At 71.9% G+C, this 18,427-nt stretch carries 2 protein-coding genes; both read left to right on the top strand.

Annotation, left to right across the window (positions count from 1 at the left end; translation table 11 throughout):
- A partial coding sequence (locus ABZ707_RS32575) for a KR domain-containing protein (protein WP_360182268.1) occupies positions 1-2,499 on the top strand: 2,499 nt, incomplete at its 5' end.
- A 273-nt stretch (positions 2,500-2,772) separates the two neighbouring features.
- Entirely contained in the window at positions 2,773-18,384 is a 15,612-nt protein-coding gene (locus tag ABZ707_RS32570; protein ID WP_360182266.1) for a type I polyketide synthase, read from the top strand.
- Positions 18,385-18,427 lie beyond the last annotated feature (43 nt).

The following is an 18,427-nucleotide window of genomic DNA, read 5'->3' as shown; positions in this document are numbered from 1 at the left end:
GTGCTGGCGGTGGGTGTGGCGGAGACGGTGGAGGATGCGGGGCGTGACGCGGTGGCGGTGGGGACGCTGCGGCGCGGTGAGGGCGGTTTGGAGCGGTTCTGGCTGTCGGTCGGTGAGGCGTATACGGCTGGTGCGGCGGTGGACTGGGAGGCGGTCTATGCGGGGACCGGGGCCCGGCGGGTCGACCTGCCGACGTATGCGTTTCAGTATCAGCGGTACTGGCCGGAGGCGGCTCCTGCGGCGCTGCCGGGTGTGGTGGAGGCCGACGCGACGGACGCCCGGTTCTGGGAAGCGGTCGAACGCGAGGACCTGGAATCGCTCACCGCAGAGCTGAACATCGCGGGCGACCAGCCGGTCAGCGAACTGTTGCCGGCGCTGGCCTCCTGGCGGCGGCAGAGCCGCGAGCGCACCACACTGGACGCCTGGCGCTACCGCGTCACCTGGAAGCCCCTCTCCGAAAGCGGCAGCGGCGCCCAGCGGCTGACCGGCACCTGGCTGCTGGTCGTCCCCGGGCACGGCATCGAGGACGGACAGGCTGACGACATCGCCGCCGCGCTCAGCGGGCGCGGCGCCGACATACGGCGGATCGACCTCGGCCGGGCCGCCGACCGCGTGTCCCTCGCCGCGCTGATCTCGGGGACCCTCGAAGGCACGTCGGACATCGGCGGCGTCCTCTCCTTGCTCGCGCTCGACGACCGGCCGCACCTGTCGCATCCGTCCGCACCCGAAGGTCTGGCAGCCACCCTCGCGCTGATCCAGGCGCTGGGTGATGCGGAGATTTCCGCGCCCCTGTGGTGCGCGACCCGGGGAGCCGTGTCCACCGGCGCCCCCGACCCGCTCACCGCCCCGGCCCAGGCACTGGTCCGGGGTCTGGGCCGGGTCGCGGCACTGGAACACCTGGCGCGCTGGGGCGGACTTGTCGACCTGCCGGAGACCCTGGACGCGCGCGCCCTCTCCCGCCTCGCGGATGTCCTCGCCGGCACGGACGACGAGGGCGAGGTGGCCATCCGTACCGCCGGAATCTTCGGCCCGCGTCTTGCACGCGCCCCGCTCGCCGCCACGCCCGACGTCCGCACATGGCGGCCGGAGGGTACGACACTGATCACCGGAGGCACGGGAGCGCTGGGCGCGGAGGTCGCCGGATGGCTGGCCCGCAACGGTGCGGAACATCTGCTGCTGGTGCGCGACGCGGAGCCCGGCACCGCTGGTGCGAACACCGGCACCGGGCAGGCCGACACGGCGGAGTCCGAGCGGGCTGAAGCCGGGCTGGTGGCAGAACTGACGGCGGCGGGCGCCCGGGTGACGGTCGCCGACTGCGATCTCACCGACCGGGAGGCCCTGGCCGCACTGCTTGCCGGAGTGCCGTCCGACCAGCCGCTGAGGGCCGTCATCCACACCGCCGCGCGGCCCGACGACGGTGTCATCGACGGGCTCACGGCCGAGCGGGCCGCCGGTGCGCTCGCGGTCAAGCGGGATGCGACGGTGCATCTGCATGAGCTGACGAAGGATCTGGAGCTGTCGGCGTTTGTGCTGTTCTCGTCGTTCGCCGCGACGTTCGGGGCGCCGGGGCAGGGCAATCAGGCGCCGGGCAACGCGTTTCTTGACGCGTTCGCCGAGTACCGGCGTTCGCTCGGTCTGCCCGCGACCTCCGTCGCCTGGGGCCCCTGGGGCGACGGTGGTACGGCGGAGGGTGTGGTGGGTGACCGGATGCGCCGGCACGGCATCGTCGAGATGGCTCCGGAACCGGCCCTCGCCGCACTTCAGCACATCCTGGACCGGGACGAGACCGCGCTCACCGTCATCGACATGGACTGGAAGCGGTTCACCCTCGCGTACACCGCCGACCGCCCGCGACCGCTGCTGGACGGCCTGCCCGAGGCCGTCCGGATCATCGAGGAGATGCGGGCCGACACCGCCGACGACGGCGCCGGGGGAGTCGGACTCGCCCAGCAGCTCGCGGGCCTGCCCGACACCGAGCGGGAGCGGCTGCTGCTGGGGCTCGTACGGAGCGCCGTCGCGGCCGTGCTCGGACACTCCGGAGCCGAGGCCATCGAGGCGAACCGGGCGTTCAAGGAACTGGGCTTCGACTCCCTGACGGCCGTCGAACTCCGCAACCGGCTGGGCGCCGCCAGCGGTCTGAAGCTTCCGCCGACGCTGATCTTCGACCACCCCACCCCGGCCGCCGTGGCCGCGCATCTGCGGGCCGAGGTCGTTCCGGACGAGGCGGCGGGCGGGGCGCCGCTCCTCTCGGAGCTCGACAGACTGGAGACCGTGCTCGCCGGGAGCACCGCCGACAATGTGACCCGGGCCCGGGTCACGATGCGGCTCCAGTCTCTGCTCGCCAAGTGGAACGACGCGGAGGAGTGGGCCGGCCCCGAATCACCCGCCGTCCCCGCGCCGGGCGCGCCCACGGGTGGCGCGGACACGGTGGCCGAACTCGACTCGGCCAGCGACGAAGAACTCTTCGCGTTTATCAACAAGGGACTCGGCCGAGCGTGACAAGAATTCATCTGTTGACTCCTGCGGCCATGTGCAACAGTATTCAAGGTACTCTCGAATAACTCTCTCAATTCCTGGCTGCCCGCTGCCTCCCCCGCTTTGTGAAGGGGGCGGTAGGGGGCAGTTAGGGGTTGTGAGCGGGATTACGGCAGCCCTAGGCTCTCGGTGAGAAGCTGCGAGAATCCGACGTGAAAGCCTGGTAATCGGGTCCCCTGTTCCTGCGGAATTGTGGAGCATTTTTCGATGCCGTCTGCCATGAATGAGTTGCGTTAAATGGCGAATGAAGAAACGCTGCGGGACTACCTCAAACTGGTGACGGCGGATCTGCATCAGACACGCCAACGCCTACACGAGGCGGAGGCGAAGAACCAGGACCCCATCGCCATCGTGGGCATGGGCTGCCGCTATCCCGGCGGTGTCCGCTCCCCCGAGGATCTCTGGCGGCTTGTCACCGAGGGCACCGACGCGGTGTCCGCGTTCCCCACCGACCGCGGCTGGGACCTCGACGCGCTCTACCACCCGGACCCCGACCACCCGGGCACCAGCTATACCCGCGAGGGCGGCTTCGTCGACGGACTGGCGGACTTCGACCCGTCCCTGTTCGGCATCAGCCCCCGCGAAGCCCTCAGCATGGACCCGCAGCAGCGGCTCCTCCTGGAGACGTCCTGGGAGGCGTTCGAACGGGCCGGGATCGATCCGCTGTCCGTGCACGGCAAGCGGGTCGGTGTCTTCGTCGGCACCAGCAACCACGACTATCTCACCGCGCTTCTCAGCTCCACCGAGAACATGGAAGGCTACTTCGGGACCGGCAACGCGGCGAGCGTCGCCTCCGGCCGCCTCTCCTACTGCTTCGGTCTGCAAGGCCCGGCGGTCACCGTCGACACGGCCTGCTCGTCGTCTCTTGTCGCGCTGCATCTGGCGGTCCAGGCCCTGCGCAACGGGGAATGCTCGCTGGCACTGGCCGGCGGTGCGACCCTGATGTCGGCGCCCGGCACCTTTGTGGACTACAGCAAGATGCACGGCCTCGCCTTCGACGGACGCTCCAAGCCCTTCTCCGTCGACGCCGACGGCTTCAGCCTCGCCGAGGGCGTCGGCATGCTTGTTGTCGAGCGGCTGTCGGACGCCCGCCGCAAGGGCCACCCGGTCCTCGCCGTGGTGCGCGGATCCGCCGTCAACCAGGACGGCGCGTCCAACGGTCTCACCGCGCCCAACGGCCCCTCCCAGCAGCGCGTCATCCTCCAGGCGCTGACCAACGCCCGCCTCACCCCGGATCAGATCGACGCGGTCGAGGCGCACGGCACCGGCACCGCCCTCGGCGACCCCATCGAGGCGGGAGCCCTGCTCGCCACCTACGGACAGAGCCGGCCCGAGGGCCGCCCGCTGTGGCTCGGCTCCATCAAATCCAACATCGGCCACGCCCAGGCGGGCGCCGGTGTCGGCGGTGTGATCAAGACGGTCATGGCGCTGCGACACGGTGTGCTGCCCAAGACGCTCCACATCGAGGAGCCCACCCCGCACGTCGACTGGGCCTCCGGTGACATCAGCCTGCTCACCGAGACCCGGGAGTGGCCCAGAGTCGACCAGCCGCGCCGCGCGGGCATCTCCTCGTTCGGGATGAGCGGCACCAACGCGCACACCATCCTGGAGGAGGCACCGGACGACGACCTTGACGCGGTGGCCGGCCCCACCGGGACGGACGGCACCCCGTCGCGGCGGCTCCCCGTGGTGCCCCTGGCCCTGTCGGGCAAAGACGAGGCCGCGCTGCGCGCGCAGGCCGGGACACTGCACGCGTACCTGACCGCCCACCCCGGACACGGCCTGACCGATGTCGCCTACGCGGGGGCCGTCACCCGTGCCGCGCTGGACCGCAGGGCCGTACTGATCGCGGCGGACCGCGAAGGGCTGCTGGCGGAACTGGCCGCGCTGGCGGACGGCGGACGCGGTGCGGAGACGGCCGAAGGACTGGTCACCGAGGGCAAACTGGCATTCCTGTTCACCGGACAGGGCAGCCAGCGCCTGGGCATGGGACGCGAGCTGTACGACGCGTACCCGGTGTTTGCCGAGACCCTCGACGCGGTCTGCGCACAACTGGACCGATTCCTCGAACGGCCCCTGCGTGAGGTGCTGTTCGGCGACGACCAGGACCTGCTGGACCGTACGGGCTTCACCCAGCCCGCGCTGTTCGCGATCGAGGTCGCGCTGTTCCGGCTCGTCGAGTCCTGGGGCCTGAAGCCGGATTTCCTGTCCGGGCACTCCATCGGGGAACTGGCCGCCGCCCACGCGGCGGGCGTCCTGTCGCTGGAACACGCGTCAATGCTCGTCGCGGCGCGCGGCCGGTTCATGCAGGACCTGCCCTCGGGTGGTGCGATGGTGGCCCTCCAGGCGTCCGAGGACGAGGTGCTGCCGCTGCTCGGCGACGGTGTGAGTGTCGCCGCGGTCAACGGGCCCTCCTCGGTGGTGGTGTCCGGTGACGAGGACGCCGTCCTCGCGCTCGCCGCCTCCTTCGAGCGGCAGGGCCGTAAGACCAAGCGTCTGACGGTCAGTCATGCCTTTCATTCGCCGCACATGGACGCCATGCTCGACGGGTTCCGCCATGTCGCGGAGCGCCTCACCTACCACGCGCCCCGTATCCCGGTCGTCTCGAACCTCACCGGCGGACTGGTCTCCGCCGCCGAGATCACCGACCCCGGCTTCTGGGTCCGCCATGTCCGCGAGGCCGTACGTTTCCTCGACGGCATTCGCACTCTGGAGAGCCACGGTGTCACGACATTCGTCGAACTCGGTCCCGACGGTGTGCTCTCCGCGCTGGGCCAGGACTGTCTGACGACGGCGAAGCCGGAGACGGTGGCCTTTGTCCCCGCACTGCGCGGTGACCGTCCCGAAGCACGGACCCTTGCCCATGCCCTCGCCCGGATCCAGGTGCGCGGTGCGTCCCCCGACTGGGACGCCTATTTTTCCGGTACGGGCGCGCGCCGCGTCGACCTGCCGACCTACGCCTTCCAACGCCGCCGCTTCTGGCCCGAGAACGCGTTCACCTTCCCCGACGAGACCACCCCGGACGGTACGGCCGGACCCGACGCGACCGAGGCCCGCTTCTGGGAAGTCGTACACAGCGAAGACCTGGCGGCTCTCGCCGACACCCTCGGGGTCGACGGCGACCAGCCGCTCAGCGCCGTGCTGCCCGCACTGTCCGCCTGGCACCGGCAGAGCCGCGACCGGTCGACGGTCGACACCTGGCGCTACGCGGTCACCTGGAAACCACTGACCGGCACCGCACCCGGTGGGGTCTTCCACGGCACCTGGCTGGTCATCACCTCCGGCACACCTGACAGCGACCACTGGGCCGACGCCCTCACCCGGACGCTCACCGGGCGCGGCGCACGGATCCGGCGCATCACACTCGACGCTGGGACCACCGACCGCGCGGCCCTGACCGACCGCCTCCGCGAGACACTGGCGGAGGACGGCGAAGGCCCCGCCGTCGGCGGTGTCCTCTCGCTGCTGGCCCTCGACGAACGCCCGTACCCCGGCCGGCCTTCGCTCACCGCCGGCCTCGCCGCCACGACCGTACTCGTCCAGGCCCTGGGCGACGCCGGCATCGAGGGCCGCCTGTGGGCCGCCACCCACGGAGCGGTGTCCACCGGTCGCAACGACCGGCTCACCAACCCCCTCCAGGCGCAGGTCTGGGGCCTGGGAAGGACCGCCGCACACGAATACCCCGACGCCTGGGGCGGCCTGGTCGACCTGCCGGAAACGGCCGACGAGCGTGCCCTTGGACGCCTTGCCGACATCCTCGCCGGATCCGGCGGTGAGGATCAGGTCGCTGTGCGGGGTTCTGGTGTGTTTGTTCGGCGGTTGGTGCGGGTGGTGGGTGGTTCGGAGGGTGTGGGTGGTTGGTCGGTGCGGGGGAGTGTGTTGGTGACGGGTGGTACGGGTGCGTTGGGGGGTGAGGTGGCTCGGTGGTTGGTGGGGTGTGGTGCGGAGCGTCTGGTGTTGGTGAGTCGTCGTGGGTTGGCGGCTCCGGGTGCGGTGGGGTTGCGGGAGGAGTTGGTGGCGCTGGGTGTGGAGGTGATGGTCGCGGCGTGTGATGTGGCTGATCGGGAGGCGTTGGGTGGGTTGCTGGACGCGTTGCCGGAGGAGCATCCTCTGACGGCCGTCGTCCACGCCGCGGGCGTACTGGACGACGGCGTCCTCGACGGACTCACCGCCGAGCGCATCGAGGCGGTCCTCAGGCCCAAGGCCGACGCCGCGCTCGCACTTCACGAACTCACCCGTGAACGCGGCCTGGACCTCTCGGCGTTTGTCCTCTTCTCCTCCATGGCCGGCACCTTCGGCGCCGCCGGACAGGCCAACTACGCCGCCGCCAACGCCTACCTCGACGCGCTCGCCGAGCAGCGCCGCGCCGACGGGCTGCCCGCCACCTCCGTCGCCTGGGGCGCCTGGGCCGGCGGCGGAATGGCCACCGACGAACTCGCCGCCGAGCGCATCCGGCTCGCCGGACTGCCCGTCCTCGCGCCCGCCCTCGCCGTGTCCGCGCTGCACAGGGCCCTGGACCTCGACGAGACCTTCTCCCTCGTCGCCGACATCGACTGGAGCCGTTTCGCGCCCGGCCTCACCGCCATCCGTCCCAACCCGTTCATCGCCGACCTGCCCGAGGCACAGGCCGCGCTGCGACAGGAGCACTCGCGGAGAGAAGGCACCGGCAGCGGCGACTTGTCGCTGGCACGGCGACTGGAAACAGCGGCCTCGGAGACGGAACGCGAACACCTGACGCTCGACTTCGTCCGTACCCAGGTGGCGGCCGTCCTCGGCTATCCCGGTCCGGAAACCGTCGAGCCCAGCCGGGCCTTCCGGGACCTCGGTTTTGACTCACTGACCGCCGTCGAGATCCGCAACCTCATCTCCACCCTCACCGGGCTGCGACTGTCCGCCACACTCGTCTTCGACTACCCCACCCCCCTGGCCCTCGCCGATTTCCTCCGGGGCGAACTGGCCGGCACCGCACCAGTGGCACTCGCCCCCGCCCGGCGGACCACCCTCTCCGACGACGATCAGATCGCGATCGTCGGGATGAGCTGCCGTTTCCCGGGCGGTGTCCGCTCGCCGGAGGAACTGTGGCAGTTGCTTGTGTCCGGGACGGACGCCGTCAGTGGGTTTCCGAGCGACCGCGGCTGGGATCTGGACACGCTGTACGACCCGGACTCGGCGGGCGCGGACACCACCTATGTCAGGGAGGGCGGGTTCCTCGCGGACGCCGGCGACTTCGACCCGGCGTTCTTCGGGATCTCGCCGCGTGAGGCCCTGGCGATGGACCCACAGCAGCGGCTGCTGCTGGAGACCTCCTGGGAGGCGCTGGAGTACGCGGGCATCGACCCGATGACCCTCCGGGGCCGGCAGGTCGGCGTCTTCGCCGGCACCAACGGACAGGACTATCTGCCCGTCATCCTGTCCTCACCCGAGGGCACGGAAGGCTTCCTCGGTACGGGCAACGCCGCCAGCGTCATGTCCGGCCGCGTCGCCTACGCGCTGGGCCTCGAAGGCCCGGCGGTCACGGTCGACACGGCGTGTTCGTCCTCCCTGGTCGCACTGCACTGGGCGATCCAGGCACTGCGCGACGGCGAGTGCGAACTGGCCCTCGCGGGCGGCGTCACGGTCATGTCCACACCCTCGTCGTTCATCGACTTCAGCCGTCAGCGCGGCCTCGCCACCGACGGCCGTATCAAGGCGTTCGCCGCCGGGGCCGACGGCACCGGCTGGGGCGAGGGTGTCGGCATGCTGCTCGTGGAGCGGCTTTCCGACGCCCGCGAGAACGGGCATCAGGTGCTGGCGATCGTCCGTGGTTCGGCGGTGAATCAGGATGGTGCGTCGAATGGTTTGACGGCGCCGAATGGTCCGTCGCAGCAGCGGGTGATTCGGCGGGCTCTTGAGGGTGCGGGTCTGGTGTCGTCGGATGTGGATGCGGTGGAGGCGCATGGTACGGGGACGCGGTTGGGTGATCCGATTGAGGCGCAGGCGCTGCTGGCGACGTATGGGCAGGGTCGTGATGCCGGGCGGCCGTTGTGGCTGGGGTCGATCAAGTCGAATTTTGGTCATACGCAGGCGGCTGCGGGTGTGGCGGGGATCATCAAGATGGTGCTGGCGATGCGGCATGGTGTGTTGCCCCGGTCGTTGCATGTGGATGAGCCGTCTCCGCATGTGGACTGGTCGGCGGGTGCCGTGGAGCTGCTCACCGAGTCCCGTCCCTGGCCCGAGACCGGACGGCCCCGTCGCGCGGCGGTCTCGTCCTTCGGTATCAGCGGCACCAACGCGCACACCGTCCTTGAACTGCCCCTTCCGCTTGCCGAGCCCGCTCCCGCCGTCGCGAACCCCGCACGGCCGGGCATGGACGCCTGGCTGTTGTCGGCGAAGACCGCGGAGGGCCTGCGCGACCAGGCCGAGCGGCTTCACGCGCACCTGGCGGGCACCGCAGAGGTGACCACCGGCGACATCGCCTACTCCCTCGCCACGGGACGCACCGCTTTCGAGCGCCGCGCCGCCGTCGTCGCCACCGGCCACGACAGCTTCCTACGGGGCCTCGAAGCCCTCGCACACGGCGAAACCACCGGACCGGGTCTGTTCACGGGCACCGCGACCGGCGGCAAGGTGGCGTTCCTGTTCACCGGTCAGGGGACTCAGCGCCTCGGTATGGGGCGTGAGTTGTATGAGGTGTATCCGGTGTTCGCGGACGCGTTTGACGCGGTGTGTGCGCATCTGGACGGGCGCCTTGAACGGCCTCTGAAGGCTGTGGTGTTCGGGGAGGATGCCGGGCTTCTTGGCCGTACGGGGTTTGCGCAGCCGGCGTTGTTCGCGGTGGAGGTGGCGCTGTTCCGGTTGGTGGAGTCGTGGGGTGTGCGGCCGGATTTCCTGTCCGGGCATTCGGTGGGTGAGATTACGGCGGCGCATGTGGCGGGTGTGCTGTCGCTGGCGGACGCGTGCACGCTGGTGGCGGCGCGTGGCCGGTTGATGGAGGAGCTGCCCTCGGGCGGTGCGATGGTGGCAGTCGAGGCGTCGGAGGACGAGGTGACGCCCCTGCTGTCCGACCGGGTGGGGATCGCGGCGGTCAACGGTCCTTCCTCGGTGGTCATGTCCGGTGACGAGGACGCGGTGCTGGAGATCGCGGGGCGTTTTGAGGCGGAGGGGCGTCGGACCAAGCGGCTCACGGTGAGCCACGCGTTTCATTCGCCCCGGATGGACGGGATGCTGGACGCCTTCCGCCAGGTGGTGGCGGGGCTCAGCTACGAGGCCCCGAAGATTGCGATCGTGTCCAATCTGACCGGTGCTGTTGTGTCGGCGGGGGAGATGGGTGATCCGGAGTTCTGGGTGCGGCATGTGCGGGAGGGTGTGCGGTTCCTGGACGGGGTGCGAACGCTTGAGGCGCAGGGTGTCACGACGTTCCTTGAGCTGGGTCCCGATGGTGTGCTGACGGCCATGGCGCAGGACTGCGCCATGGGCGAGGGACTGGCTTTTGTCCCCGCACTGCGCGCCGGACGCATCGAAACCGAGACACTGACTACCGCGATCGCCCGCGCCCATGTCACCGGTGCGAGTGTCGACTGGGAGGCCGTACACGCCGGACGCGGAGCGCGCCGGGTGGAACTGCCCACCTACGCGTTCCAACGGCAGCGCTACTGGCCGGCCTTCGTGCCGCTCGTGCTCGGCGATGTCACCTCGGTCGGCCAAAGCGAGACCGGGCACCCGCTGCTCAGTGCCAGCGCCGAGCTGCCCGACTCCGACGGAGTGCTGTTCACCGGCAGGCTCTCTCTCGCCACCCATCCGTGGCTCGCGGACCACACCATCCTGGACTCCGTCCTGCTGCCCGGCACCGCCTTTGTGGAACTGGCCATCCGCGCCGGCGACCACGTCGGCTGCGACTACCTGGACGAACTCACCCTCGAAACACCGCTGGTGCTGCCCGGACGGGGCGGCGTACAGCTACGGCTGACCGTCGGTGCGGCCGACGGCGCGGGCAGGCGCCCACTCGCCCTGCACTCCCGCGCGGAGGGCCTGCCAGCCGAGGAACCCTGGACCCGGCACGCCGGCGGGACGCTGGCCTCCGGCGGACGGCCGCAGCCGGCCTTCGACCTCAGCGGCGTCTGGCCACCGGCCGGCACCGAGGAGATTCCGCTGGACGGCCGCTACGAGGGCCTGAACGACATCGGCTTCGCCTATGGCCCCGCCTTCCGGGGACTGCACAGGGCGTGGCGGCGCGACGGCGAGATCTTCGCCGAGGTCCGGCTGCCCGAGGACATCACCGGCGACGCCGCCGGCTTCGGCCTCCACCCCGCGCTCCTCGACGCGGCCCTGCACGCCATCGGACTGGACGGGCTGGGCAGCGCCGGTGGCGAGGGCCGGCTGCCGTTCGCCTGGACAGGTGTGTCCCTGCACGCGAGCGGGGCCTCCGCGCTGCGTGTCCACCTCACCCAGGCGGGCGCGGAAGGCGTACGACTGGAGATCGCGGACGCCGCGGGCGAGCCGGTCGCGTCCGTGGAAGCGCTCGGGCTGCGGCCCGTCGCCGGAGAACAGCTCCGCTCCGCGCGGGCCGCCCACCATGAGTCGCTGTTCCGGATGGAATGGACGGACGCCCCCGAAACAGAACCGGCGCGGGAACGCGGCGCCTGGGCCGTACTGGGCGAGGACACTGTGCCCGTCGCGGACGCGTCGTTCGACCGGTACGCCGGGCTCACCGAACTCGTCGCGGCGGTGGAAGGCGGCGCGCGAGTGCCGGCCGAGGTGTTCCACCCGCTGCCCGCCACCGACGGGCTCGACGCCGACGCGGTGCACACGGCCGTCTCGGACGCGCTCGCGGTGGCGCGGAGCTGGCTGGCGGAGGAACGGCTCGCGGACTCCCGGCTTGTCGTTGTGACCCGCGGCGCGATCGCCACCGACGACGGTGACGGCGTCCAGGACCTCGCGGGCGCCGCCGTATGTGGCCTGCTGCGATCCGCGCAGTCCGAGAACCCGGGCCGTTTCCTGCTGCTCGACCTCGACGGCCCCTCCGGCACCGGTGGCGACCGGGGCCTGTCCCTGACCACGCTGACCCGCGCCCTGGATTCCGGCGAATCGCAGCTCGCCGTCCGCGACGGCGCCGTACGCGCTCCGAAGCTGGCCCGCGTCGCCGCCACCGCCGACGCCGCCGAGGCGCGCCCGTTCGCGGGAGCCGGCACCGTCCTGGTCACCGGCGCCACCGGCATGCTGGGCGGCCTGATCGCCCGGCACCTGGTGACCAGCCAGGACGTACGCCATCTGCTGCTGCTCAGCCGGCGCGGCGAGCAGGCCCCGGGCGCGGCCGAGCTGACCGCCGAACTCACCGGGCTGGGCGCCGAGGTGACCTGGGCCGCCTGCGACGCCGCCGACCGCGACGCGCTCGCCCGCGCACTGGACACGGTGCCCCCGGAACACCCGCTGACCGCCGTCGTCCACACCGCCGGTGTTCTCGACGACGGTGTGATCAGCTCGCTGACACCGGAACGCGTCCGCACCGTACTGCGCCCCAAGGTCGACGCCGCCCTCAACCTGCACAGCCTGACCAGGGACCTGGACCTGTCGGCGTTTGTCCTCTTCTCCTCGTCCTCCGGTCTCTTCGGTGGCCCCGGACAGGGCAACTACGCCGCCGCCAACGCCTTCCTGGACGCGCTCGCCACACACCGCCGCGCCGCCGGACTCCCGGCGACCGCGCTCGCCTGGGGACTGTGGGCGGAGGGCGGTATGGCCGGCGGACTGACCGAGGCCGACATCAGCCGGATGAGACGTGCCGGACTGCCACCACTCTCCTCGGCGGAGGGACTGGCCCTCCTCGACACCGCACTCGAAGTCGACGAGGCCGCACTGGCGCCGATGCGGGTGGACCTCGCGGCCCTGCGGACGCGTGCCGCCGCCGGCGCCCTGTCGCCGCTGCTGCGCGGACTCGTCCGGGTCCCGGTCCGCCGCACGGCCGCCCTCGAAGGCGGCGCGGAGTCGGATCTCCAACTGCGGCTGGCGGAACTGTCCGAGGACGAGCAGGACCGGCTGTTGACCGACCTGGTCAGGACGCAGGTCGCGGCCGTGCTCGGCCACGCGGGACCTCAGGCCGTCGAGGCGTCCCGTGCCTTCAAGGAGCTGGGCTTCGACTCCCTGACGGCCGTCGAACTGCGCAACCAGCTCGCCGCGGCGACCCGGCTCCGGCTGCCCGCCACCCTGATCTTCGACTATCCCGACCCGTCCGTCCTCGGCCGCCATCTGCGCGCCGAGCTGACGGGAGCACGACCGGCCGGCATTGCGCCGGCCCCCGTCACCGCCGCCGCCCATGACGAACCCATCGCCATCGTGGCCATGAGCTGCCGCTACCCCGGCGGCATCCGTACCCCGGACGACCTGTGGCAGATGCTTTCCACAGGCTCCGACGGCATCTCGCTCTTCCCGGACAACCGCGGCTGGGACCTTGAGCACCTGTACGACCCGGACCCGGCGGCCCAGGGCACCTCGTACGCCCGCGAAGGCGGATTCCTGCACGACGCGGCCGACTTCGACCCGGCGTTCTTCGGGATCTCGCCGCGTGAGGCGCTGGCGATGGACCCGCAGCAGCGGCTGCTGCTGGAGATCTCCTGGGAGGCGTTCGAGCGCGCCGGCATCGACCCCCTGTCGATGCGCGGCAGCAGCACCGGTGTCTTCGCGGGCGTCATGTACCACGACTACGGCTCCCGGCTGCACGCCGTGCCCGACGAGGTCGAGGGTTATCTCGGCACCGGCAGCTCCAGCAGCGTTGTCTCCGGACGCGTCGCCTACACCTACGGGCTCGAAGGCCCGGCGGTCACTGTCGACACGGCCTGCTCGTCGTCGCTGGTCGCCCTGCACCTCGCGGCGCAGGCGCTGCGGCAGGGCGAGTGCACCCTGGCCCTCGCGGGCGGTGTCACCGTGATGTTCACTCCCGGCACCTTCATCGAGTTCAGCAGGCAGCGCGGTCTCGCCGCCGACGGCCGCTGCAAGTCGTTCGCCGCCGCCGCCGACGGCACCGGCTGGGGCGAGGGCGCGGGCATGCTCCTGCTGGAGCGGCTCTCCGACGCGAAGAAGAACGGACACCAGGTCCTCGCCGTCGTCCGGGGCTCCGCCGTCAACCAGGACGGCGCGTCCAACGGCCTCACCGCCCCGAACGGCCCCTCGCAGCAGCGGGTCATCCGCCAGGCCCTCGCCAACGCCCGGGTGCCGGGCGACCAGATCGACGCGGTCGAGGCGCACGGCACGGGCACCACCCTCGGCGACCCCATCGAGGCCCAGGCGCTGCTCGCGACGTACGGCCAGGACCGGCCCGCCGACCGGCCGCTGTGGCTCGGCTCCGTCAAATCGAACCTCGGCCACACCCAGGCCGCCTCCGGTGTCGCCGGCGTCATGAAGATGGTGCTCGCGATGCGCCACGGCGTACTGCCGAAAACACTGCACGTCGACGCTCCTTCGCCGCACGTCGAATGGTCCTCGGGCGCCGTGTCCCTGCTGACCGAGCAGATGCCCTGGCCCAGGAACGGCCGGCCGCGTCGCGCCGGAGTGTCCTCCTTCGGCATCAGCGGCACCAACGCGCACGCGATCATCGAGGAGGCGCCCGCCGACACCGCCCCGGCGGACACCGCGCGCGAACACAACACCGCCACGGCGGACAGCAGACGCCGCGCCGCTCTGCCGTCCGTGCCGGTCCTGCTGTCCGCACGGAACGAGGACGGACTGCGGGCCCAGGCCCGGCGCCTGCGCTCACGCGTCCACACCGACCAGGAGCTGAGCCTGACCGACCTCGGCTACTCGCTGGCGACGACCCGCTCGGCACTGGAACACCGCGCGGCCCTCGTCGGCGAAGACCGCGAGGAACTGCTGCGCGGCCTCGACGCGCTCACTCGCGGCGAGCCGGCGGCGGGTCTGGTGCGCGGCACCGCCACCGAGGGCAGGACGGCCTTCCTGTTCACCGGCCAGGGCAGCCAGCGGCCCGGCATGGGCCGCGAGCTGTACGACACGTGCCCCGTGTTCGCGGACGCGTTGGACGCGGTCTGCGCCCAACTGGACCGCCACCTCCAACAGCCCCTCAGGGAGACGCTGTTCGGGGACGACGCGGCACCGCTCGACCGTACGGCCCTCACCCAGCCCGCGCTGTTCGCCGTCGAGGTCGCGCTGTTCCGGCTCCTCGAATCGTGGGGCCTGAGGCCGGACTTCGTCTCCGGGCACTCCATCGGTGAACTCGCCGCCGCCCACGTCGCCGGAGTGCTGTCCCTGGAGGACGCCTGCACCCTGGTCGCCGCGCGCGGCCGGCTCATGCAGGAACTGCCCGAAGGCGGCGCGATGGTGGCCGTACAGGCACCGGAGAGCGAGGTACTGCCCCTGCTCACCGACCGCGTGAGCATCGCCGCCGTCAACGGCCCGGCGTCCGTCGTCATCTCCGGTGACGAGGACACCGTCCTCGCGATCGCGGCCAACTTCGAGGAGCAGGGCCGCAAGACCAGGCGGCTGGCCGTCAGCCACGCCTTCCACTCGCCCCGCATGGATCCCGTGCTCGCGGACTTCCGCAAGATCGCCGAGGGTCTGGCCTTCCAGCCGCCACGCATCCCCGTCGTGTCCAATCTGACGGGCACCGTCGTCACGGCGGACGAGCTCGGGGACCCGGACTTCTGGGTACGGCACGCCCGTGACGCCGTCCGCTTCCTCGACGGCGTACGGCTGCTGCGCGACAGCGGCGTCACGACCTTCGTCGAAATCGGCCCGGACGGTGTGCTGTCCGCCCTCGGCGAGGACTGCCTGACCGAGGACACCGGGACAGACCCCGACAGCCGGGCCGGCGACGCCGGGGCCCCGGTCTTCGTCCCCGTCCTGCGCGCCGGCCGGCCCGAGAACCGCACCCTCGCCGCCGCCCTCGGCCTGCTCCATGTCCGCGGCATCTCCGCCGACTGGAAGCGGGTCTACGCCGGGCTCGGGGCGCGCCGCGTGGCACTGCCGACATACGCCTTCCAGCGCCGCCGCTACTGGCTCGACGTCGGTGTGTCCACCGAGGACGTCCTCGGCGCCGGCCTGGACACCGCCGGTCACCCCCTGCTCGGCACGGCCGTCGAACTGCCCGACTCCGGCGGCTATGTCTTCACCGGACGGCTGTCTCTCCAGACCCATCCCTGGCTGGCCGATCACACCGTCATGGACACCGTCCTGCTGCCCGGCACGGCCTTCGTCGAACTCGCCCTGCGCGCCGGTGAGGAGGCGGGCTGCGACACCGTCGAGGAACTGACCCTGGAAGCCCCGCTGACACTGCCCGCGCGCGGCGCGGTCCAGATCCGCCTCGGACTGTCCGCCGCCGACGGCTCGGGCCGGCGTACCCTCGCCCTGCACTCCCGGGGCGAGGATGCCACCGACGAACCCTGGACCCGGCACGCCGCCGGTGTCCTCGCCACGGCCGCCACCGGCGGACAGCGGCCGGAACCGGTCGACCTGACCGTCTGGCCCCCGGCCGGCGCCACCGAGGTGCCGACCGGCGAGTTCTACCAGCGGGCCGCCGAGGCGGGCCTTGGCTACGGACCCGCCTTCCAGGGGCTGCGCGCCGCGTGGCGGCGCGACGGTGAACTCTTCACCGAGATCCGGCTGGACCAGGAGTACGAGACCGACGCGGCCGGATTCGGCATCCACCCAGCCCTTCTCGACGCCGTCCTGCACGGCATCGGACTCGGCGGACTCGACCACCACACGCCCGAGGACACCGGGGCCCGGCTGCCCTTCGCCTGGACCGGCGTACGACTGCACGCGAGAGGCGCCACACTGCTCCGCGCCCGCCTGGCCACGGCCGGTTCCGCCGGTGTGTCACTGCGGCTCGCGGACGGCACCGGCGCACCCGTCGCCTCGGTCGACGGACTGATCCTGCGCCCGGTGGCAGCGGAACAGCTCGGCACCCGCACGTCCCCGCACCACGAAGCGCTGTTCCGGCCCGAATGGACAGCGCTGCCCCTGCCGGACACCACCGTCCCGGCCGGCGAACGCTGGGTGACCCTCGGCACCTCGGGCCGCACCCCGTCGGTCGCGGGCGAACCCCTGGACCGGTACCCGGACCTGGCCGACCTCGCAGGCGCGCCGTCCGTACCCGACCTGGTCGTCGTCCCGTGGGCGGCCCCGGACCGCGCCGCGGCCGGTGCCACACTGCCGGGCGACGCCCGTGCGGCGGCCGGGGACGCCCTGGCGCTGCTGCGGACCTGGCTGGAGGACACCCGGTTCGCCGGCACCCGCCTGGTGTTCCTGACCCAGGGAGCCCTGGCCGCGGCTCCCGGCGAGGACGTCCCCGACCTGGCGCACGCCACCGTGTGGGGCCTGGTCCGCGCCGCCCAGTCGGAGAACCCGGGACGGTTCCTGCTGATCGACACCGACGGCACGGATCCCTCGGACCTGGCCCTGCCCGGCGCGGTCGCCTCCGGCGAACCGCAGCTCGCTCTGCGCTCCGGCGCCGCGTACGCCCCGCGCCTCGCCCGCGTCCCCGTCACGGCGGACACCGGCACGACGGCGGTCGCGTTCGGCCACCGGGGCACCGTCCTGCTCACGGGCGCCGCAGGCACTCTCGGCAGCCTCTTCGCCCGGCATCTCGTGGCCGAACACGGCGTCCGGCACCTGCTGCTGACCAGCCGTCGCGGAGCCGACGCAGCCGGCGCGGCCGAGCTGACCACTGAACTCACCGGGCTGGGCGCCGAGGTCACCTGGGCAGCCTGCGACGCCGCCGACCGCGACGCGCTCGCCGCGGTCCTCGCGGACATCCCGGCCGAACACCCGCTCACCGCGGTGATCCACACCGCCGGGGCACTGGACGACGGCGTCATCACCTCCCTGACCCGGGAACGCCTCGACACGGTCCTGCGGCCGAAGGTCGACGCCGCGTGGAACCTCCACGAACTCACCCGCGACGCGGACCTGACGGCCTTTGTGCTCTTCTCCTCCGCCGCCGGCACCTTCGGCGCCGCCGGACAGGGCAACTACGCCGCCGCCAATGTCTTCCTCGACGCGCTCGCCCAGCACCGCACCGCGCTCGGACGCCCGGCGGTCTCGCTGGCCTGGGGCCTGTGGGCCACGGCCGGGGGCATGGCGGGAGGACTCGAAGAGAGCGACCTGACCCGCATGTCGCGCGGCGGCTACGCACCACTGCCGCCCCGCGAGGGCCTCGCCCTGTTCGACGCGGCCACCACGCTGGACGACGCCGTACTCGTACCGATCCGCCTCGACACAAAGACACTGCGCGGCCAGGCCGCCGCCGGACTGCTGCCCCCCGTACTGCGGGGCCTCGTGCGGACCCCCGCACGCCAGGCCGCGACGTACGCGGACGCCCCGGCGGACCCGGCCACGGGCACGGCCGCGTCGCTCAAGGAGCGCCTGACCGGACTCACGGCCGCCGAACACGAACGCGCCCTCCTCGAACTCGTACGCACACAGGTGGCGGCCGTCCTCGGACACGCACGCCCCGACGACGTCGACGCCGGACGGGGCTTCCTCGACCTCGGCTTCGACTCGCTCACCGCCGTCGACCTGCGCAACCGCCTCGGCGCGGCGGCCGGGACCCGGCTGCCCGTCACACTGATCTTCGACTACCCCTCACCCGCCGCGCTCGCCGGACATCTGAGCGACACGCTCCGGGACGACGGCGCCACCGCCGGACGTCCGGTCCACACCGAACTGGACCGGCTGGAGTCCGTCCTCGCGGGCATCGCCCCGGACGACATCGAACGCCCCGGAATCACCGCCCGCCTGCGCGACCTCCTGTCGAAGTGGAATGAAACGCAAAGTGCAACGAACAGCGCTGCCGAAGAACGCGAAATCCAGTCCGCCACCGCGGACGAGATCTTCGATCTCCTCGACGACGAACTCGGGCTCTCCTGACCCGCTCCTCTCAGACTTCCGTACCGCGACCACGACGGAGATG

Origin of the sequence: Streptomyces sp. NPDC006923, assembly GCF_040635655.1 — a bacterium.
Classification (GTDB): Bacteria; Actinomycetota; Actinomycetes; order Streptomycetales; family Streptomycetaceae; genus Streptomyces.
The sequence above is the reverse complement of the archived record's forward strand: the minus strand, read 5'-3'. Positions and strand labels throughout refer to the sequence as shown.